This window comes from Natrinema marinum, assembly GCF_024296685.1.
GTDB lineage: Archaea > Halobacteriota > Halobacteria > Halobacteriales > Natrialbaceae > Natrinema > Natrinema marinum.
The window spans coordinates 3,200,059-3,220,097 of record NZ_CP100763.1 but is presented as its reverse complement, the minus strand read 5'-3'; the positions used below and the strand labels follow the sequence as shown (position 1 = coordinate 3,220,097).

The window sequence follows — 20,039 nt, the reverse complement described above, 5'->3', positions numbered from 1 at the left end:
ATCGAACCGGTCAGGGTGCCGGCGGCTCGCCGTCGTACGCATCGTGATCGCCGTAGAAGTTGCGCATCGCGAACTTGAGCTTGTCCGGGCCGATATCGATCAGTTCCTCGCGCTCCTCGTGGGGGAAGGTACCGTTGACGCTGTACTTCCCGAGATCTGACTTCGCGGAGCGCGAGTAGCGCCGATCGAGCAGCGCGCGGACGCCGACGTCTTCGGGCGATCGGATGACGCGGCCGAGCGCCTGTCTGGTCTTGCGGACCGTCGGGATCTCGACGGCGTAGCGCCAGCCGGTGTCGGTGCCCTCGAAGGCCACGTCGTAGGCCTCCTGGACCGCCTCGGCCCGATCGTCGAGGTGGGGGTAGGGGACGCCGACGACCAGCACCGTGTGGGCGTCGTCGCCGTCGAAGCTCACGCCCTCCGCGAGGGTCCCCCACAGCGAGGTACAGAGGACCGCGTCGTCGTCGGCGACGAACTCTTGTCGAAGCTCCTCGACGGATTTGCCCGGTTCGTCCAGATAGACCGTCGTCTCGCCGCGGCGCTCGAGCCGGTCTGCGTACCGGCCGGCCTCGCCGTAGTTGGGGAAGAAAGCGAGCGTGTTGCCGGGCGTCATCCGAACGGCGTCGCGGATCGCTTCCGTCACCTCGTCCTGCACCGCGGGGTCGTCGCGGTCAGAGGAGAACAGCGGCGGGGTCTCGACGGCGTACGTCCGGCGGTTCTCCGCGGGGAACTGGAGCCCGTAGGCCATCGTGACCGCGTCCTCGAGCCCCAGCACGTCCTCGGTGACGTCGAAGGGCTGTAACGTTGCGCTCATGAGGACGGTCGCGTAGATCTCGTCGAACAGTTGCCCGGTCACCTGTCGAGGCAGACAGGAGTACAGTTCCGCGCGGCCGTAGATCTCGTCGGTGCCGGCATCGCGCGTGACGGAGACGACCGGGTAGAGCCCCTCCTTCGAGCCCTCGTTCATCCACGCGCTGACGAAGCCAGCGGCCTGTAGGGTCTGACACTCCGTCCGGGTCGCGGTCTCGCCCTCTCGATAGGCCTCCTCGTACTCCTCGTCGAGTTCCTGGCCGAGTTTCATCGCGGCCTCGAGGTCGTCCTCGATGCCGCGTCCCGAGTAGCGCTGGAGGAACTCGAGCGTGAGATCGTCCTTGCGGTCGTCGTTGGTGATGGGCACGTCCGCCCAGTTCTCGCCGATCGATTCCCGGTCGCCGAAGCCGAAGGAGTCCTCGTAGCTCTCGACGAGCGCGCGGTGAAAGGCCGAGAGGACGTTCGCGGCGTCCTCAGAGCGCGGGTCGTCCGTGTCGGCCAACTCGTCCAGCGCGGCGTCGAACGTGCGCTCGGAACAGGTCCGGGTCGCGTGCTCGCGGGCGGCGTCCTCGACGTTGTGGGCCTCGTCGAAGACGGCGATCACGTCGTCGGGGTCGCGGCCCAGCCAGCGGAAGAACTGCTCCCGGATGGTCGAATCCAGCAAGTGATGGTAGTTACAGACGACCAGATCGACCCCTTCGATCCCCTCCTTTAAGAGTTCGTACCCGCAGAAGTGCTGATTCTCGGCGTACTCGTAAATCTCGTCGGGCGTGCGCACGTCCTCGAAGAGCCACGCGAAAAAGTCGTCCGTGTCTTCGGTCAGGTTGTTCCGGTAGTAGTCACAGACGTTCTGCTCCTCGAGATCCGCGAGTCGGTCCTCGATGCTCTCGAGTTCCTCCATCACCGCCGAGCGGGCGTCGGCGGCGCTGCCGTCGCCCTCCTGACTCTCGGCTAAGAGTTCGCGCTGGCGGCGCTCGAGTTGGTCGCGGTCGCGCTCGGCGTCGACGACGGCGCGGGTGTTGTCCCGCAGGGTCTGACACTCCTCGTAGCCGACATCGATGTGACACATCGAGGATTTCCCCTTGAACACGATGGCGCGGATGGTTTCTTCGCGCGTGATCGCGCGGGCTTCGGCGACGAACTGGCGCATCTGCTGGTGGACGTTGGTCGTGATGACGACCGTCTTGTCCTGTTCGCGGGCCACCTCGAGGGCGGGCACCAGCGAGGAGAGGGTCTTGCCGGTCCCACAGGCCCCCTCAAAGAGCACGTTCTGGCCGCGGGTGAGGGAGTTGTGGATGCGGTCCATCGCCTCGCGCTGGTTCTCGTACGGCTGGTCGTACGGAAAAAAGCGCATGTACCCGGCTGTCTCGGACACAGTACGTGATAGGTTCGCGCTGCGATAAAAGGATTCGTCTCGATTCGGTCGTCCTCGGTAGACGACCGCGGGAGACGATTATCACCGGCCGGCGAGCGCGCGGTACAGGGCCATGTGTCTCGAGTCCCTGCCCCCGGTATGGCTATTCCCGGATACGATTCCAGTAACGTCGCCGAATACACGCTCGAGAGCGCTGGAGCCCGCGTCGATCTCGTCGCCGGCGTCGTCCCGGACGGGTTCGGCCTCGAGAAGAGCGTCAGCGAGCCGTCGGCGGATAGCCTCGCGGAGCCGGTCGACCTCGTCGCCTGTGAGGACCTGAAAGCGGTCGAAGCGGTTCGGATCGCGCTCGTCTACGATCCCTCGAAGCTGCCGCCAGGGGCGAGTCCGACCGATGTGACGGTCGCCGTCGAAACGGACGAGGGATGGGACCCGCTACACTCGACGGTGGACCTCGAGGAGACGACGGTGACGGCGGTGTTGAACGATCGGCCGCCAGGGTCGACGATCGTCGCGGCGTACGAGGAGGGGGACGACTCGAGCGAGTGACGCGGGTCGCTATCAGTTCGTCTGTGGTTCGATGTAGATCCGGTTGACCTGACTATCGTGGTCTTTCAACGCTCGCTCGAGGCCGGTGATGCGCTCGTCGATCGTATCGGCGTCGAGGTCCGGTTCGAACGCGACATCGGCCGTGACGAGCAGTTCCTCGGCGCCGAAGTAGACGGTCCGGAAGTCGACGAGTTCGGTGACGCCGTCCCAGCCCGCGACGATCTCGCGCAGTTCGTCCTCGTCGGCCTTCGGGAGGCTCTCGCCGACGATGAGCCGCTTGTTCTCCCAGGCGAGGGCGACGGCAAAGCCCATGAGCATGATCCCGATGATGAGCGCCGAGGCGGCGTCGTACATCGGATTTCCGGTGACTCGACTCAGGTAAATGCCGAACAGGGCGATCGCCGCACCTGAGAGCGCGATCGTGTCCTCGGTGAGCGCGGTCAGCGTCGTCACGTCGCTCGTTTTCTTGAAGGCTTCGCGAAAGGTCGACCAGCCGTACTCGTCCATCTGGCGGCTCATCCCCTGATAGGCCTTCCAGAGCGCGTAGGATTCGAAGAGGATCGCACCGATCAACACTGCGTAGTTGACGTAAACCGGATCGAACGTCTGTCCGAGCAGCGTGACGTCCTCGCTGACGCGATGGACGCCGCCGTGGGTCAGGGCATTGTACCCGTGGCGGGCGCTCTCCCAGCCGGCGATGCCAAAGAGCATGACGCTGACCAGCAGGCTGTAGAAAAACTGCGCCTTCCCGTGGCCGAACGGGTGGGTCCGGTTGGCCTCCTGTGCGCCGTACTTGATCCCGATCAGGAGAAAGACCTGATTGCCCGTGTCCGACACCGAGTGATACGTCTCCGATAACATCGCGGGACTGCCCGTCAACAGAAACCCGCCGAACTTCAGAACCGCGATCGCGCCGTTCGCGAACAGTGCGGCGAGCACGACGGAGGTGCTACTGGCCATCGGCGACGACTACGAAGGGGCCCCCTAAAAGTGTAAGCGGTTCTAGAGCCAGCCTCTCACGGTTCCTGCTGCCGCCGTCGACACCCGGTGACCGGATCCGAAAGGGACCTGTCGGAAGCGGGCGAATCGCGACTATGCTCGCGATCTTCTCGGATACTCACAGCACCGACGGCCACGACCTCGAGGGGGAGGCCCTGACCGCGGCCCGCGACGCCGACACCGTCGTTCACGCGGGCGATTTCACGACTGAAAGTTCGCTCGAGGCCTTTCAGGACGAGTGCGAACAGTTGTTCGCCGTCCACGGCAACGCCGACAGCGCAGCGGTCCGCGACCGGCTGCCGACGGCCCGCGTCGTCGAGGCGGGCGGCGTTCGGGTCGCCGTCACACACCGGAGCGACGGCGGCGAGACGGGACTGGCGATGTTCGGTCGCTCGCACGCGGCCGACATCGTCGTCTTCGGTCACAGCCACCGGCCGACGGTCGTCGAGACCGACGACGTGACCCTGTTGAACCCCGGCAGCCACGCCGATCCGCGCGGCAATCGGCCCGGATTCGCCGTCCTCGAGTCGACGGACGCGGGAGACGGCGGGCTGACGGGCGAGATTCGGGAGCCGGACGGAACGGTGATCGAGACGCTCGAGGTTTCGACGGCATGACGGGCGGTTCGCGGCGCTCGTGGATTCGGGACCGACGACGACTATCGGGTACGAGGCGCGCCGTAAGACCGACACAGCGTCAGCGGGGACGATAGTCGGACGGGATGTCAGAGGGAGGTCCGTCGCCCCGGTCGGATTCGGGCTGTCAGACGGGAGCGGGGCGACGGACGGACCGGCGCGGTCGACAGGGGAGGGCGGCAGGCCCCGATCCCGAGGGCAGTCCTCGGACGGCAGATGGTGGGTGGAGGGGTGCGATCGAGGCCTACCAGACCCTATGGACGGACCCACGTTATACGCAGCGCTAGCTGAAACGCCGATTGTAGCTAGCGTTCGGGGGTCGATTTCACCGACTCGAGGTCGAAACGATTAACCGCGCTGACAGAGTACGCGGCGCACATGCTGGACCTCATCACCGGTCTCCTCCCCGACGATCCCGTCATCATCGCGGTCGTCCTGATCCTGCTGTCGCTGGTCTTTTTCTTCTATCTCCTCTTGCGACGGACCGTCCTCGAGTTCCGCGACGGGATGCGCGGCGGCGAGCGGTAAGGAGACGATCCACACACTCGTCGGTCTCGCTTCGAACGATCGCCGACCGACAGGAACACGTTCGCGTTCATCGAAACGTTCATCTTCCCAATACATGTACGGCGAATTATGGCTCCCGCTCCGGACGGCTCTCCGCCGCCCACCGACGGGTCGGACGACGACCGACCGCACTCGTTTTCGTGGCACGCCGACCGCGTCGTCGACCGGTTCGGCGAACTCCGGATACTCGCTCTCGTCCCGCTACTCGTTACAGTGCTCAACGTCGAGGCGGTCCGACGAACCGTCGGTTCCGCCGGCCGCGGGTTCACCGTCGGCGTCAAATTCCTCTTTCCGGCGCCGCTTTCGAGCCTGTGGACGTTCACCGATCCGCCCGCACCGGCCGTGCCGTTCCGTGACGAGCGCCGAATCGGCGATTCGACGGTCGGTGCGGTACAGCCCGAGACGACGCCGCGTCGACGCTCCGGTTTCGGCACCGACGTGACGATCCAGACGCCGATCGAAAACGTCGAGCTCCCGCTCGAGGCGATCGGCGTCGAGTTGGGGGCCCGGATCGGGCTTCTGGTCGTCGCGTACGCGGTGATCAGCGGCATATTGATGGCGGCCTACGTCGGTGGTATCGATCGGTTGCTCCGCGGCAACCCCGTCTCGGTCCCCGCGTGCGTCACGACGTACGCTCCGCGGTTCGTTCTGTACAATCTGGTCGCGTTCGCCGGCTTCCTGCTACTGATTCCGGCGGTCGCGATGGGGCCGGTCGGACTCGTGCTCGCGTTCCCGGCCCTCCTGCTCGTCGGCTACCTCTTCTATCCCGTTCCATTCCTGTTCGTCGTCAGCGACGCCCCGTTCCTCGAGGCGTTCCGCCGCGCCGTCCGGCTGACGGGGGCCGGCGGACCGCCGCTTCGTTTCGCGCTCTGGCACCTCGCCGCGGGGGTCGCCGTCTCGCTCGTCCTCTCCCTGCTGGTGAATCTCGGAGTCCCCGGTTTCCTGTTCGCGCTGGGGATTTCGGCGCCGGTCGCACTCCTCCTGACGGCGACGACGGTGTCGTTTTTCCAGGAATACGACGGCGACGAGCGCTTCTCGGATGACGAGCCCTCGAGTAGCGGTCGCGAACCGTTCGAGACCGACGAAGACGGATGGGCGGCCAACTGAGAAAGGCCGGAACGGGAACCGCTCGAGTCCCACCCGATGCCTCATCACGAATTGTTTTTTCCTCCCCCGGTCAATAGCGGGGCATGGACCCACGCATTCGCGAGCACGCGGAGATCATCGCGAACCACTCGGTCGACTTGGCGGAAGGCGACAACGTCATCATCGACGCCCACCCCGTCGCCGAGGATCTGGTCGTCGCGCTCCACGAAGTGATCGGCGACCACGGCGCGAACCCCGTCACGACGAGCCAGCGAACCGGAAAGCGCAGTCAGCGCGCGTATCTCCGGGCATCTGACGGCGAGTTCGAGACGCCCGAACACGAACTCGCGTTGATTCAGAACGCGGATGTCTACATCGCCATCCGGGCCAGCGACAACGTCACCCAGACCAGCGACGTCGATCCGGAGATCAGCGCGGCCCACCAGCAGGCCCACCGGCCCATCCTCGAGGAGCGGCTCTCGAAGCGGTGGTGTCTCACGCAGTTCCCCGCGCCCGCGAACGCGCAACTCGCCGAGATGAGCACGGAGGGCTACGAGAACTTCGTCTGGGACGCCGTCAACAAAGACTGGGCGGAACAGCGCAACCACCAGGAGCACATGGTCGAGATCATGGACCCCGCCGAGGAGGTCCGCATCGTCAGCGGCGACACGACCGACGTGACGATGTCCGTCGCAGGCAACCCGACGCTGAACGACCACGGCGAGCACAACCTGCCCGGCGGCGAGGTTTTCACCGCGCCCCAGCCCGACAGCGTCGAGGGCGAGGTGCTGTTCGACATGCCGCTCTATCACCAGGGCCGGGAGATCACGGACGTCTTCCTCGAGTTCGAGGGCGGCGAGGTCGTCCAGCATTCGGCCGCGAAGAACGAAGCCGTGCTGACGGAAGTGCTTAACACCGACGACGGCGCGCGCCGGCTCGGAGAACTGGGCATCGGGATGAACCGCGACATCGACCAGTTCACCTACAACATGCTGTTCGACGAGAAGATGGGCGATACCGTCCACATGGCCGTCGGCCGGGCCTACGACGACACCGTCGGCGAGGGCAACGAGGCCAACGACTCCGCGGTCCACGTGGACATGATCGTGGATATGAGCGAGGACTCGTTCATCGAAGTGGACGGCGAAGTGGTCCAGCGCAACGGGACGTTCCGGTTCGAGGACGGGTTCGAAGAGTAACCGCTCAACCTCGCCCCTTCACTGCCGCTTTTCAACAATCGGATTCACATCTGCGACGACAGCGACCCGAACAACTGCATCCGGTGGCGCACGCTGGGTCGCGGCGAGCGAACGCGAGACGCGGTCGGACTACGTGCGAGGGATGAGCGAGCGGTGCGAGGCCGAACGGAGTGCGGCCTCGAAAGCGAACGGTGACGGACGGAACCGTGAGCAGCGAGCGAATCGGCTGGGGAGGAGGTGGCGATCCCCGTGTCCACGATAGCAGAACAGGTTCCCATCCAGCCAATCCGCAGTAGCCTACTCGAGGAAACCCGACAGTCGAAACGACGAGGATCGAAATCGACTCGAGCCCCGCTTTCGGACCGGCCGTTCGCCGTCGGCAGTGGTTTCGATGTGGCGTCCGACGGCGGGCGGCCGGCTTGCCGCCGGGGCGCGAGCGAACAGCTAACCTACGCGCCCAGTGAACATATCACTCGCGCTCGAGGGGGACACGGCTGTCGAGACCGAACACCCACAGGGGCAACGGTGTCGGTGTGAGAACCGGTGACGACCGAGACCGAACGCGGACTCGAGGCTGGTCGTGGCGGGCGGTTCCGGGGTCGCACGGGACGGCTCCACGAATTGGGTCACGTTCGAAGTGACGACGAGGCAGAGCAGCAGAACTCGAGGTGCGTTATCGGCAGGACCGATTCTCGAAGCGGAGAGAAGACGGAGCATCCTGCTATCGTGGACACGGGGATGGCCACGTCCTCTCCAGCCGATTCGCTCGGGCGAGGTCGGACCACGGTCCGTCAGCGACTCACCGTGCTCCAGCGCGCGCCACCCCAAGCGGAAGGCCGGTCCGAAGCGGGAGGACGTGCCTCTGACAGCCCTCAATCGGGACGGGCGGTCCGCCCCTCGAGAGTCCTGCTTCGGGCCCGAGTTCAGTCGACCAGATCCGCGACCATTCCCGAGACGAACTCGAGTTCGTCCTCGTTGATGCCGTGGCCCATCCCCTCGTAGAGGCGTTTGGTCACGTCGGCGTGCATCGATTCGAAGACGGCGGCCGTGTCGTGGACCCGCTCTTCGGGGATGTGTGGGTCGACGTCGCTACAGCCGAGGAAGACGGGAGTTGCCTCGAGGTCGCCGGGGTACTCGTCGTCGAGTTCTTCGCCGATTAGCCCGCCGCTGAGGGCGGCCAGTCCGCCGTACCGCCGCGGGTTGCGCGCGATGTACTCGCTGGCCAGACAGCCCCCTTGCGAGAAGCCGACGAGTATGACCCGTTCGGCCGGAATTCCGGCAGCGTTGGCCCGCTCGATGGCGTCCGTGATCGCCCGCAAGCCCGACGATCGGCCGGGCTCGTTGCGTTCGACGGGCGCGAGAAACGAGTTCGGGTACCAGGTCTGGCGAGCCGCCTGCGGCGCGAGGAAGGCGACGCCCTCCCGGTGGAACTCGTCTGCCATCTGGATCATGCCGCGCGCCGTCGCTCCGCGGCCGTGGGTGAGCACGAGCGCCGCCTCGGCGTCCTCGAGGTCGGTGCCGCCGGTGACGAGTTGCTGGCCCTGGTGGGGGCCGTCTCCGTCCGCGCCGGCACTCATTCGACACCACCGACGCCGGCGCTGGCGTCGGGAAGGTCGTGTTCGACGACCTCGAGGCCGAGCGCTTCGATCGCGCCGCGGAGGTGTTCGTCCTTGGCGTACTCTGCGCCGTCTTCCTCACGGAGTTCCTGGGCTTTGGCCAGCACCTCGCCGCGGCGGTCATCGGGGATCTCGTACTTGTCCGTCGAGAGCTCGATCACGAGCCCGTTGTTGTCGCGGGTGTAGATCGAGTGGAAGATGCCCCGGTCGAAGACGTTGTAGTGGTAGCCGGCCGCCTCTAAGGCGTCCATCGTATCCTCGTACTCGTCGGGCGCGATGCTGAAACAGAGGTGGTGGACGGCCCCGACGCCGCCGCGCTGGCCGCGCTGGTTCGACGGGCGGTCGTCGCTGACGAAAAAGGTCAGGATGCGCCCGTCGCCCGTATCGAAGAACAGGTGGGTCTGGGACGGATCGTCTAAGTTCGGCTGGCGCAGGACCAGCGGCATACCGAGCAGATCGCGGTAGAACTCGATCGTGTCGGCCTCGTTGCTCCCCCAGATGGTGATGTGGTCGGTACCCGTCGTGTGGACGGGGCTGTCGGGCAGTTCCGGCGTGACTGGATTGGTGGATTCGTTAGACATGGTGATTGGGTCGGTCCGATCGCCCGGCGTCGTCTCCGCGACTACTCCGCGAGGTGTTCGCCGAAGACGCGCTCGGCGTCGGCGGGCACGTCGAAGTCGTGGAAGTGTTCGCCCTTTACGGCGGAGAGGATGTTGAGTGCTGCGGCGGCCCCGTCGCCGACGGCGATGGCGGCCTGCCACTCCTCGGCGCGGACCATCGCGCCGGTCGCGTACGCGCCGTCGACGCTGGTCTCCATCGAGACGCCGACCTCGACGGGGCCCTCTTCGGTCAGCTCACAGCCCAATTCCTCCGCGAGGTCGCGGTTCGCGCCCGTCGCGAGGACGACGTAATCGGCCTCGTAGCTGCCTTCCTCGGTTTCGACGGCGAAGCCGTCACCGGACTCGCTGACCGCGGTCACCTCTTCGCCCTGTCGGCGGTCAGCACCGAAGTCGTCGACCTGCTGGCGGGCCGTCGCCATGAACTCGCTGCCGCCGACGGAGCCGATCCCGAGGTAGTTGAACAGGTGGGCCTTGTGCATCCACGTCCCGTCCGCATCGAAGACGGTCGTCTCGAGGCCGTTTTTCGCGGTGAACAGCGCCGCGCTCAGTCCGGCGGGGCCGCCACCGACAACGATTACGCTCGCATCGTCCGCAGTCGTCTCGTCGCTCATGTAGTTACACTATGTTACTGCAGGAGTATCAATCCGGTAGCAACCCCGGGGCAACCACGTAACATCGGTGTCAGTGGCTACAGCCGTCCGATCAGCCGCGGGAAAACGGACGCGTTCGCGCTGCTAACGGGTACCACGACCTGCGAACGCAGGCTCAATCTGGATGCTTTTATTGTGATTTGTGTGGAATAGAAAGGAATGATTGAAGAAACACGAAAACGAGTGGAGCGAAGAATTTCCAGTTATTAGTGGTTCTCGCCGTTGTTCTTGGCGTCCCAGCGGCCCTTTATTTCGGTCTCTCGAGAGTGGTCGGGCCCGCAACCGCGAATGGACTCGCTCTTACCGTCTCCCTTCTCGGCGCTATCGCGGTGTTAGTCATACTAGTATTGCGATGAGAGCAGTCATCCCGAAGGAGACTTCCCCGATCTGGTTATAACGTAGTGAAACAACGGTTCCAATAAGTCATACGGCTGTTGCGCTCGCGCTAGTGCGTACAAACGTCGTGAGGCCCGTATCGTCACCTCACCGGAACGTACTCGTTTGGACTCGAGAGTGTTTGACCGGATCGGACGACTCTACAGATTCCTAAGAGACACAGTCTGTTCGAGCACGTTACCGGCCGCTGGTGGCTATGTATCGAAAGGGTGTACACAGTCGGCAGCGGGGATGGCGATCGTCGTGCGTGCGTGGCGATGATCGGTGCGTCCCCCGTATCCCCTGTGATGCCATCGGTCGGCTCTGCCGACGACCTATATAACGTTAGTGGCCAACATTAGTGTATCGGAACCAATCAGATAGCAATACTGTTGAGCGATGCTGCCCCGATGGGCGATCCAGCGAGAGACGGCGGATCGAGCGCCGTCATCATCGATACCGGATACGGCGAGCACACGGACGCACCGCTTTAGGAGGGGCCGGCCTCGTCTTCCGGTGTCCGCTCGTGCAGCCGGCGCAAGGAGAACAGCCACTCCGTCGAAGGACCATCGACAGAAGACGGTCACGACAGCGAGCTACTCGAGACGCGCGCGGCGGCAGATGGTCGGGTTTCGGTCGAAAGAGCAATCGAGAGCCGATCCGCCTCGTTCCCAGCAACACGAGAAGAGCGACGGACGGAACCGCTTCAAGCGGGAGTTGGACGCGAGATAGGAGCCGTTGATTCTCAGCTCTGAAACCGTCTCACTGCCCGGTCCGTGCTACTATTCCGTAGATATATACGTTTGGACGAGTGGTACTACCAGAATCGGAACATGGCGGTGGAGCCACAGGGACATGGCGATTTGTCCATTTGCACCTCGGTGACGCGAGGAAGGCAGACGCGCGCACCGTCAGGACCGGTAGAGGCTACCTATGAATTCGAACGACGATAGCAACACGCGGGAGGACACCGACGGAGACCGAGCAGTATCACCCGTGATCGGGGTTATTCTCATGGTCGCGATCACCGTGATTCTCGCTGCCGTGATCGCGACGGCCGTCCTCGAGCTCGGCCAGACCCAGACCGTGAGCGCGTCGGCAGGGGTGGCGATCTCCCAGAACTCGAGCAGCGGGGACGTAACCGCGACGTGGGTGCAAGACGACCGAACGAGCGGGACGCTCACCGTCGTCGAAGGAGCGAGTTCGTGCTCGAGTGCGACGCTGGATAGTGTCGGGGACAGCATCACCTGTGACGGCAGTTCGGCGCTCACGATCACCGCCGAATACGAGGGCTCGAACACCACGGTCGCAACCTGGGAGCCCTAACACGCAGTCCCCCACGACCAGATGAGACGCAACTCACGGTCGCAGCAAGGCTGCTGATTTGGAGGGGGCTCCGCTCTCACTATTCACTTACGCCGCCGGATTCGAACCCCGCAGGCCGCGTTCTCGGCAACGACGTACCGACGACCGGCTCCGTTCCGTCTCGGTACTGGACTCGAGGAGGGCTCGGAGTTCCTCGCGGTACGTCCGGACTCGGAACGTTTCTCGCTCCGGTTGCACTCGAGGACGTCGAGTACGAGCGAGTGACAGCCGTCTGGAGTGAACGGAGAGGGTGACTCGTCCCGTCCGAGGACGTATCTGCTGGTCCGGACAAGAGTTGGGGCGGTAGAAGTGAGATGGCGTTAGACATCAGGTCGAGTTATCGACCGATGGCCACGGTGCGACCGTCACGCCGACCGCCTCGCAACCCGCCCGACAACGGAAAAGACGGGTAGACGGAGGGAGGTGTTCAACTGGTGAACGGAATCCGGATTTTCAGGATGAGTACCGAGTCCGAATTGCCTCCAATTCTGACTATACCGGAGATCTACCGCACTGTTAGGCAGAACTTCTAGAATGACAGTTTTCGCACGGGCACGATGGGATTTGAACCCACGACCGTCGGATTAGAAGTCCGACGCTCTTTCCGGACTGAGCTACGTGCCCTCGAGTCAGAATCCACGACGGAACAGTATAAGCAGTTGGGATTTCGGGCCGTCGACGACCGCGGTCGGCGAGCGCAGCAACTCACATCAGGTTCGCCGGCCGGATCGCCTGCGATAGGAGCCACCGATAGTCACTGCACGCCAGATCGCACAGCCCTCGTGCGATCGGTGTGCAGAATGGTGCAGTTGATACTGTGGTCAAGCAGCAGTCAAAAGAGAAAATCCCACGGGCGTGCGCGTCAGTTCCGATTAGAACTCGACCTCCGAGCTGTTGCCGCTCTCGTTTGCGGTGTCGGCAGTCGATTCGTTGGTCGTACTCTCGTTGGAGTCGGTCGTGGACTCGTTGTCCGTCCCGCCGGCTTCGGACTCGTTGCCGCTGGCGTCGTCGCCGGGTTCGTTGCCATCGGAGTCTTCAGAGCCGAGGCCGTCGGTGCCGCCGGAGTCGGCGCTCGAGTCGCCGGAGTCGTCGCCCGACTCGTCGCTCGATTCGCCGCTGTCCATACAGCCGGCCACTGCTGTGACCAGTCCGACGCCGAGTCCGGCCGTGAACCGACGCCGATTGCTTCGCATTTCTGTCATAGTACGGCACTCGTCTCCGCAACGGACTGGCACATAACGGCGACAGTCCGTTTCGACTATCAGTCGGTCTTTGATCGAATCGTTCCGAATTCGAACGATTGAGTCGGGCACGACGGCCAGATCGGTCAGTTTGGAACGAGCGAAAAGACCGATAGTGGAGCCATAAGAGACGCGGCCCGCGTAGAGACTGCCCGTGTCGATCTCGACTCGAGGAGCGGGCGCTGGCGCTGGTCTCGTCTCGGTCGACGTGGCGGGCGACGCTGCAACGCGACAAAGAGCGGCCTAAAACCGTTGCACGAAGCCGGAAGAGGGAGCGACGGGCCTTGCCGTTCGACGGGCAACGAACACAGCGTTTATGCACGTCTCGCCGGTACGTCACCTCGATGCACGTCATCGGAACGGTGGGACTCCCCGGGAGCGGTAAGGGCGAGGCCGCCACCGTCGCACGCGAAGACGGGATCCCGGTGGTGACGATGGGCGACGTCGTTCGCCAGGAGACGGCCGACCGCGGCCTCGATCCCACGAAGGATCACGGCACGGTCGCGCAGGCGTTACGCGAGGAGAACGGCCCGACGGCAATCGCCGAGCGGTCGCTGCCCATGATCGAGGACCGCCTCGAGGACCACGAGACGGTGCTGGTCGACGGCCTCCGCTCGGACGTGGAGGTCGACGTCTTCGAAGCCGAGTTTGGCGACGCGTTCACGCTGGTCAGCATCGAGGCTCCCTTCGACCTCCGCGCGGAGCGGATCGACGACCGCGGCCGGGACGCGAGCGAGGACGACGGCGGCGAGGGGCTGGCCGCCCGCGACGAGCGCGAACGGGGCTTCGGGATGGACGACGCGATGGCCCGCGCCGACGTGGTCATCGAGAACACCGACTCGCTCGAGGCGTTCCGCGAGCGGGTCCGGGCGATCATCCGGGAGGGGATCGACGACGAGAAAGCCGCCGACCCCGAACTGGAACCATGAGCGACATCTACCGCGTCGACGTCGAGATCACGGCACCGGTCTACGACACCGAGGTCACGAGCCGCGTGATCGACGCCGTCGCGAACGTGTTCCCCACCGCCGACATCGAGGAGGAGTTCGGCGAGGTCCGGGGCGAGGCCCACGCGCTCGATCACTTCTCGGACCTGCTGCACCGCCAGGAGATCCTCGACACCGCCCGCGGCGAGTTCTTCGCGAACCGCGAGGGCGATACCTTCTCCTTCGCGCTCAAAAAGCAGGCGGCCTTCGAGGACCGCGTGAACTTCTCGGTCGGCGAACCCGACGAACTCGGCGAGATCTCGGTTCGGGTGCGGGTCGACGAACCGAGCCTCGAGGCGTACATCGACCACATCGCGCCGCCGACCGAGGACGGCCGGCCGGTCGACGCCTGATTCAGTTTTCCCCTTCGGTTCGCGCTCCCCCCTTTTCGGGTCCCGATCGCCGATACCGTTTCCGACCCCCAACGACTGTAGGCCTCGGCGGCGTATTGGTATCAAATGCACGACACGATACCCGTCGCCGAGATTATGGTCGAGACCGTCGTCACGGCTGCACCGGATGCGACCGCGACAGAAGCGGCGACGCTGATGCGCAACGAGCGCGTGAGTTCGGTGGTCGTCGTCCGGGACGGCGAGCCCGTCGGCATCGTCACCGAAGGCGACTTCGCGACTGAACTCTGCGAGCGGAAGGACCTCGGCCGCCTCGAGCTGTCGGCGGTCATGGCGAGTCCGCTGACGACGATCACACCGACTGCCTCGATCGTCGACGCCGTCGACCTGTTGCGGTCGACCGGGATCGAGCACTTGCCAGTGGTCGAGGACGGCGACGACCGCGACACGCTCGCGGGCATTCTTACGACGACCGAGCTCACCTACTACGTGCCACATCTGGCACGCGGGCCAGGTCACAACGAGCCCGAGCCGGCGCGGCGACGCGTTCGCACCGATACCCTCTACGAGCGCGACGACTGGGAGTTCGAATACCGCGGCGCGGACGAGACGACCGTCTCAGTCGGCGACATCGCCCGCTTTTCGAAGACCCTCTCCGAGGACGATGTCGAGGCGTTCGCGGAGGTGACGGGCGATACCAACCGCGTCCACCTCGACGCGGCCTACGCCGCCGAAACGCGATTCGGCGAGCGGATCGTCCACGGCGTCCTCGCGAACGGGCTGATCAGCGCCGCGCTCGCGCGGCTGCCGGGGCTGACGATCTATCTCTCACAGGAGAGTAGCTTCCGCGCCCCGCTCTCGGTCGGCGATCGAGCCACCGCCGTCTGTGAGGTCGTCGAGGATCTCGGCCGGGCGAAATACCGGATCGAGACGACCGTCTTCGACGGCGACGACACCCCGGTCCTCGAGGGCGACGCGGTCGTCCTCGTCGACGAACTGCCGCCGACGGCGGCCCGCGAGCGCGACGCGTCGGCGATACAGTGACTCAGTTCGTACAGTTATTGACGTCCTCGAGGGCGTCTTCGCCGTCGTTCTTCCGGGCGTTGGCGGTGACGGGGTCGCCGTCGGCCGCGGCCCCCGCGGCGTCGGCGAACGCACCCGCTGCCGTCGACAGGTGCGTGGTCTGGCACGCCGCCGTCTCGACGTACTGCACGAGGCCCTCGGGGGTCGACCCGGTCTCGCTCTCGAGGCTCCCCTGTGCGTCCGCGAACGTCGACTCCGCGGTCTCGAACTCGCGTTCGGCCGCCGCGTACTCGCCGTTCTCGAACTTCGTCCGGCCCGCTTCGAGCGCGCCGTAGCCCGACTCGAGGTCCAGCGTGGAGTCGTAGGCCGCCGCGAGCGTCTCGAGCGAGCCGACGACGGCGCCGAGGGCGTTCGCTCCCTCCTCGAGTTCAGCGAGGTCGATCCCGGCGAGTTCGGCGAGCCGGTCGCCGTCGAGGGTCTGGATAGTCGTCTCCGCCTGCTCGAAGCGCTCGTGGGCCGACGAGATCTCGGTGTACCGGGCGTCGACGGTCTCGCTCGCCGCCTCGAGATCCCCCTGTTCTTCGAGGGCCGTCGTGACGGTGTCGATGTCGTCGGTGATCGAGGAGTCGGAAACGGTGGCGGTCACCGCGATCAGCCCCTCAAGGGCGTCGGCGTACGACCGGAGCGTGTCGATGTCTGTCTGGCGGTCCTCGCCCAGTTCGGACTCGGCGGTCTCGAGGTGGTCGCGCGCGTCCGAAATCTTGGCCCTGGGCTCCGAGGGATCGAACTCGACGGTTTCGGGGTCCTCGAGCGAGAGTTCGTTCAGTGACTGGGCGGCCTTGTTCAGGTTGCCGGCGGCGCGGTCGATCGCGCGGACGCCGGCCCGACTACCGACGTCGGCGTCGCCGTTGCCGTCGTCCGATGACCCGGAGAGGTCGCCGAGACAGCCGGCACCGCCCGCGAGAAGCCCGGTCGCCGCGCCGGCAGCGCCGGCGCGAGTCAGATACTGTCGACGGTTCATGCTACTCGAGGGTTCGTCTAGAGATGCATTAACGTAGCGGCAGGGTGACTGTCGATCGAATCGAAACGGACGCGAAAAACGGAGCCCGGACGGGCCGAGTGCGTGACGGACTCGGGGTCGGCGTTATCCGAACGGACCCATGCCGCCCATGCCACCGCCGCCACCGCCGCCCTGTTGCATCTGTTTCATCATGCGCTGCATCTCCTGGTCGGAGCCCATTCCTTGGAACTGCTTGATGGTGCGTTCCATCATCTTGTACTGCTGGAGCAGCTGTCGGACCTCCTCCTCGCTGGTGCCCGAGCCGCGGGCGATGCGCTCGATCTGGCTCGCGCCGATGGCCTTCGGATACTCCTTTTCGGCGTCGGTCATCGAGTCCATGATCACGCTGAAGGTGCGCATCCGCTCTTGGGTGACGTCCATCGCGTCGTCGGGGAGCTGATCTTTGATCCCGCCGCCGAAGCCGGGGATCATGTCCATCACTTGATCGAGCGGCCCCATGTTGTTCATCGCCTCCATCTGCTTTTGCATGTCCTTGAGGGTGAACTGGCCCTGCAGCATGTCCTCGGGGTCCCAGTCGTCCTCCTCGATGTCGGTCTGCTGCATGGCGCGCTCGACGCGTTCGGCGAGTTGCGAGAGGTCGCCCATGCCGAGCAGGCGCGAGATGAAGCCGTCGGGCTCGAAGCGCTCGATGTCCTGAACCTCCTCGCCGGTGCCGAGGAAGGCGATCGAGGAGTCGGTCTGGTCGACCGCGGTCAGCGCGCCGCCACCCTTCGCGGTCCCGTCTAACTTCGTGATGACGACGCCGTCGATCCCGATCGACTCGTCGAACTGCTGGGCCTGGTCTTTCGCGCCCTGCCCGATCGCGGCGTCGAGGACGAGCAGCGAGGTGTCGGGGTCGACGACGCTCTCGATCTGCTCGATCTCGTCGATCAGGTCGTCCTCGAGCGCGTGGCGACCGGCCGTGTCCACGATGTGCACGTCGGCTTCGCTGGTCTCCTCGAGGCCCTTCCGGGCGATCTCGACGGGATCGTCGTTGTCCGGATTCCCGTAGAAGTCGACCTCGGCGCGCTCGGCCATCTCCGCGGCCTGATCGTACGCGCCGGGCCGGAAGGTGTCGGTCTGGATAACCGCCGGGCGCAGCCCCTTCGTCGAGAACCACCAGGCCATCTTCGCCGCGGACGTGGTCTTACCGGACCCCTGCAGCCCCGCGAGCAGGATGGTCTGTTCCTCGAGTGGCAACTCGGTCGACTCGCCGATGAGGTCGACCAGTTCCTCGTAGACGATGCGGAGGACGAAGTCCCGCGCCGGGGTGCCGGCGGGGGGTTCCTCCTCGAGTGCGCGTTCTTTGATGTTGTCCGAGAGCGCCATCACGAGCGAGACGTCGACGTCGGCGGAGAGCAAAGAGCGCTGGATCTCCTTGACGATCTCCTCGACGTCTTCCTCGCTGAGCCGCGACTTCCCGCGGAGCTTGTCCAGAGTGCCCCGCAGAGAACTCCCGAGATCGTCGAGTACCATTTGCTCCGTCTACGGGGCGATGGCGTTAAAGGCTTTTTCTACGTCCGGCACGCGAGTGCCGGTTCGATCGCTCGACACACCGCTGGCATCCCGAATCGGGCGACCGCTCGCCCGACCCCCGACCGTCGTCGCGCCGGGCGCTCGAGCGGCGTCGGTGGGTATTTCACTCGACCGGGACAACTCCCGCGTATGAGTTCCGACGCAGACGTCGACCCCTCGGAGTACGAGGCGCTCGCGGACGCGGACGTGACGATGCGACAGAACGAGCACGGGCTCCACATCGCCGACGACGAGGTCACCGGCGTCTCGAGCCAGGGCCAGACGCCCGAGGAAGCGCTGGCGAACCTCGCGGCGGCGGTCGACTCCTACAAGGAGGCGGTGGACGACGATCCGGGCGACGACTGGCTTTGAGGGGCGGTCCCTAGCGGCGGTCTCGGCGGATCGGAGGACGGACCGTCGACCGCGCGAATAGCAGGCTCCAATTTTACGCGGTCGTTCGTGGTCGGACCCCGTATGGACGAATACGACATCGTCGTCGTCGGCGGGGGATCGGGAAGCCAGGTCGCCACCGCGGCGGCCGAGCAGGGCCTCGAAGCGGCCGTGATCGAGCGCGGCCCGCTCGGAGGAGCCTGCGTCACGCGGGGCTGTGTCCCCTCGAAGGCACTGATCCACCGGGCCGACGTAGTCAGCGAACTGCGCCGCGCCGACGCGTTCGGCGTGCACGCGGAGCTGACCGGGATCGATTACGACGAAATCACGACCGCGATTCGCGACACGGTCTTCCAGAAGGCGGACAATCAGGCCACGAGCCTCCGAGAGAACGAGAACGTCGCCCTCTACCGGGGCGAGGGGCGATTCGTCGACGACCGAACGCTCGAGGTCGAGCCGACAGAAGCCGAGGCGGGGAGCGCCACCGAAGACGGTGGGAATGGCGGAACGGTACGCGGCGAACACGTCGTCATCGCCGTCGGGAGCCGGCCGATGGTCCCGCCGATCGACGGGCTCGAGGATGTCGATTATCTCACGAGCGACGACGCGCTCTTTCTCGACGAGCGGCCCGATGACCTCGTGATCGTCGGCGGCGGCTACATCGGTGCCGAACTGGGCTACTTCTTCGCCGCGTTGGGGACCGCGGTCTCGATCGTCGGCCGCAGCGACCGGCTCGTCCCCCGCGAGGACGACGACGTGAGCGCGGCCGTGACCGACTCGCTCGAGACCTACTGTGACGTCTACACGAGCTATAAAGCGGCCTCGGTCGACGAGACCGGGGCCGGCGGCATCACGGTGACCGCCGAATCCGCGGCCGACGGGAGCGGCGACGGTGACAGCGACGAGACCATCGAACTCGAGGCCGACGGCCTCCTGCTGGCGACGGGCCGCCGTCCGAACACCGACACGCTCGAGCTCGAGGCGGCCGGCGTCGAAACGGACGACGAGGGCTACGTCGAGACCGACGGGCGACTCGAGACGACCGCGGACAGGGTCTGGGCGCTCGGTGACGTTCTCGGCGAGCAACCGTTCAAGCACGCGGCCGACTACGAATCGAGCGTCGTCGCTGCAAACATCCTCAACGGCGAAGCGCGTACCGCCTCGGACAGCCGAGCGGCGAAGCCACGAGACGACGCGGGGAAAGAAGTCGACTATCGGGCCATGCCCCACGCAATCTTCACCGATCCGCGGGTCGCGAGCGTCGGGCTGACGGAAGGAGAACTCGAGGACGAGGGCCGCGAGTACGAGGCCGTGACCACGCCCTACGGGGCCGCGCCGCTGGGGATGATCCTCGAGGCCGACGAGGCGTTCGTGAAGGCACTCGCCGCGCCGGACGGCGAGATCCTGGGTTGTCACATTGTCGGCCCCCAGGCGGCGACGTTGCTCCACGAGGTCGTCGTCGCGATGGACAGCGCCGACGGGACCGTCGAGGACGTGGCGAAGCCGGTTCACGTTCATCCGGCGCTGAACGAGGTCGTGTATTCGGCGTTCGACGAACTCTCCGACACGACGTACTCGACGGCCCCGGACTGGCGGGACGTGAGCAGCGGATAGTTTATTAGTGGCAGACCCCT

19 protein-coding genes and 1 tRNA gene are annotated in these 20,039 nt (G+C 65.5%); 11 read left to right on the top strand and 9 right to left on the bottom strand.

The window, feature by feature from the left end:
• Positions 1-10: 10 nt before the first annotated feature.
• Entirely contained in the window at positions 11-2,182 is a 2,172-nt protein-coding gene (locus NKH51_RS15995; RefSeq protein WP_254762668.1) for an ATP-dependent DNA helicase, read from the bottom strand.
• 138 nt (positions 2,183-2,320) lie between these two features.
• Here NKH51_RS15995 and NKH51_RS15990 point away from each other — a divergent pair, with 138 nt between their 5' ends.
• Positions 2,321-2,728 carry a hypothetical protein gene (locus NKH51_RS15990; protein WP_254762667.1) on the top strand — a complete coding sequence of 136 codons (408 nt, stop codon included), beginning with the start codon at positions 2,321-2,323 and terminating at the stop codon, positions 2,726-2,728.
• Between the two features lie 12 nt (positions 2,729-2,740).
• Here the strand turns inward: NKH51_RS15990 and NKH51_RS15985 are convergent, their stop codons facing one another.
• Positions 2,741-3,688 (bottom strand): cation diffusion facilitator family transporter, encoded by a 948-nt coding sequence (locus tag NKH51_RS15985; RefSeq protein WP_254762666.1) that lies wholly within the window; start codon positions 3,686-3,688, stop codon positions 2,741-2,743.
• Positions 3,689-3,822: 134 nt separating this feature from the next.
• Here NKH51_RS15985 and NKH51_RS15980 point away from each other — a divergent pair, with 134 nt between their 5' ends.
• From NKH51_RS15980 to NKH51_RS15965, 4 genes are all read left to right on the top strand, one after another.
• Positions 3,823-4,344: a metallophosphoesterase gene (locus NKH51_RS15980; RefSeq protein ID WP_254762665.1), complete on the top strand. Its 522-nt coding sequence runs from the start codon at positions 3,823-3,825 to the stop codon at positions 4,342-4,344.
• Between the two features lie 396 nt (positions 4,345-4,740).
• On the top strand, positions 4,741-4,890 hold the full coding sequence (locus tag NKH51_RS15975) for a DUF7859 family protein (RefSeq protein ID WP_254762664.1): 150 nt from the start codon (positions 4,741-4,743) through the stop codon (positions 4,888-4,890).
• Between the two features lie 108 nt (positions 4,891-4,998).
• Positions 4,999-6,036: a hypothetical protein gene (locus tag NKH51_RS15970; protein ID WP_254762663.1), complete on the top strand. Its 1,038-nt coding sequence runs from the start codon at positions 4,999-5,001 to the stop codon at positions 6,034-6,036.
• A gap of 83 nt (positions 6,037-6,119) precedes the next feature.
• Positions 6,120-7,214, top strand: a complete 1,095-nt coding sequence (locus NKH51_RS15965; RefSeq protein WP_254762662.1) for an aminopeptidase — start codon at positions 6,120-6,122, stop codon at positions 7,212-7,214.
• Between the two features lie 923 nt (positions 7,215-8,137).
• On the opposite strand, the gene NKH51_RS15960 is transcribed toward NKH51_RS15965, so the two are convergent.
• From NKH51_RS15960 to NKH51_RS15950, 3 genes are read right to left on the bottom strand one after another with little or no spacing between them, the layout of a single operon-like run.
• The gene (locus NKH51_RS15960; protein ID WP_254762661.1) at positions 8,138-8,791 is read right to left on the bottom strand and encodes an alpha/beta hydrolase; all 654 of its coding nucleotides are present in this window, start codon (positions 8,789-8,791) and stop codon (positions 8,138-8,140) included.
• Positions 8,788-9,411 carry a VOC family protein gene (locus tag NKH51_RS15955; RefSeq protein ID WP_254762660.1) on the bottom strand — a complete coding sequence of 208 codons (624 nt, stop codon included), beginning with the start codon at positions 9,409-9,411 and terminating at the stop codon, positions 8,788-8,790. Before NKH51_RS15955 ends, NKH51_RS15960 begins: the two co-directional genes overlap by 4 nt.
• A 41-nt stretch (positions 9,412-9,452) precedes the next feature.
• A complete protein-coding gene (locus NKH51_RS15950; RefSeq protein ID WP_254762659.1) occupies positions 9,453-10,061 on the bottom strand; it encodes an NAD(P)/FAD-dependent oxidoreductase in 609 nt (202 codons plus the stop codon).
• Positions 10,062-11,408: 1,347 nt separating this feature from the next.
• Between NKH51_RS15950 and NKH51_RS15945 the strand changes: the two genes are divergently transcribed.
• The gene (locus NKH51_RS15945) at positions 11,409-11,801 is read left to right on the top strand and encodes a type IV pilin domain-containing protein (RefSeq protein ID WP_254762658.1); all 393 of its coding nucleotides are present in this window, start codon (positions 11,409-11,411) and stop codon (positions 11,799-11,801) included.
• Positions 11,802-12,389: 588 nt separating this feature from the next.
• Here NKH51_RS15945 and NKH51_RS15940 read toward each other — a convergent pair.
• Positions 12,390-12,464: transfer RNA gene (locus tag NKH51_RS15940), tRNA-Arg, on the bottom strand.
• A gap of 248 nt (positions 12,465-12,712) precedes the next feature.
• The gene (locus NKH51_RS15935; RefSeq protein ID WP_254762657.1) at positions 12,713-13,042 is read right to left on the bottom strand and encodes a hypothetical protein; all 330 of its coding nucleotides are present in this window, start codon (positions 13,040-13,042) and stop codon (positions 12,713-12,715) included.
• Between the two features lie 383 nt (positions 13,043-13,425).
• Here NKH51_RS15935 and NKH51_RS15930 point away from each other — a divergent pair, with 383 nt between their 5' ends.
• The 3 genes from NKH51_RS15930 (at position 13,426) to NKH51_RS15920 (ending at position 15,461) form a co-directional block, all read left to right on the top strand.
• On the top strand, positions 13,426-14,010 hold the full coding sequence (locus NKH51_RS15930) for an AAA family ATPase (RefSeq protein WP_254762656.1): 585 nt from the start codon (positions 13,426-13,428) through the stop codon (positions 14,008-14,010).
• Positions 14,007-14,420 carry an RNA-binding domain-containing protein gene (locus NKH51_RS15925; protein ID WP_254762655.1) on the top strand — a complete coding sequence of 138 codons (414 nt, stop codon included), beginning with the start codon at positions 14,007-14,009 and terminating at the stop codon, positions 14,418-14,420. Before NKH51_RS15930 ends, NKH51_RS15925 begins: the two co-directional genes overlap by 4 nt.
• Positions 14,421-14,525: 105 nt before the next feature.
• Entirely contained in the window at positions 14,526-15,461 is a 936-nt protein-coding gene (locus tag NKH51_RS15920) for a CBS domain-containing protein (protein WP_254762654.1), read from the top strand.
• A gap of 1 nt (position 15,462) precedes the next feature.
• On the opposite strand, the gene NKH51_RS15915 is transcribed toward NKH51_RS15920, so the two are convergent.
• Together NKH51_RS15915 and NKH51_RS15910 are read right to left on the bottom strand one after the other, a co-directional pair.
• Positions 15,463-16,461 (bottom strand): hypothetical protein, encoded by a 999-nt coding sequence (locus NKH51_RS15915; protein WP_254762653.1) that lies wholly within the window; start codon positions 16,459-16,461, stop codon positions 15,463-15,465.
• Positions 16,462-16,584: 123 nt separating this feature from the next.
• Positions 16,585-17,976 (bottom strand): signal recognition particle protein Srp54, encoded by a 1,392-nt coding sequence (locus tag NKH51_RS15910; protein ID WP_254762652.1) that lies wholly within the window; start codon positions 17,974-17,976, stop codon positions 16,585-16,587.
• Between the two features lie 189 nt (positions 17,977-18,165).
• Here NKH51_RS15910 and NKH51_RS15905 point away from each other — a divergent pair, with 189 nt between their 5' ends.
• Positions 18,166-18,387: a type II toxin-antitoxin system HicB family antitoxin gene (locus NKH51_RS15905; RefSeq protein WP_254762651.1), complete on the top strand. Its 222-nt coding sequence runs from the start codon at positions 18,166-18,168 to the stop codon at positions 18,385-18,387.
• Positions 18,388-18,489: 102 nt separating this feature from the next.
• On the top strand, positions 18,490-20,019 hold the full coding sequence (locus NKH51_RS15900; protein WP_254762650.1) for a dihydrolipoyl dehydrogenase: 1,530 nt from the start codon (positions 18,490-18,492) through the stop codon (positions 20,017-20,019).
• Positions 20,020-20,039 lie beyond the last annotated feature (20 nt).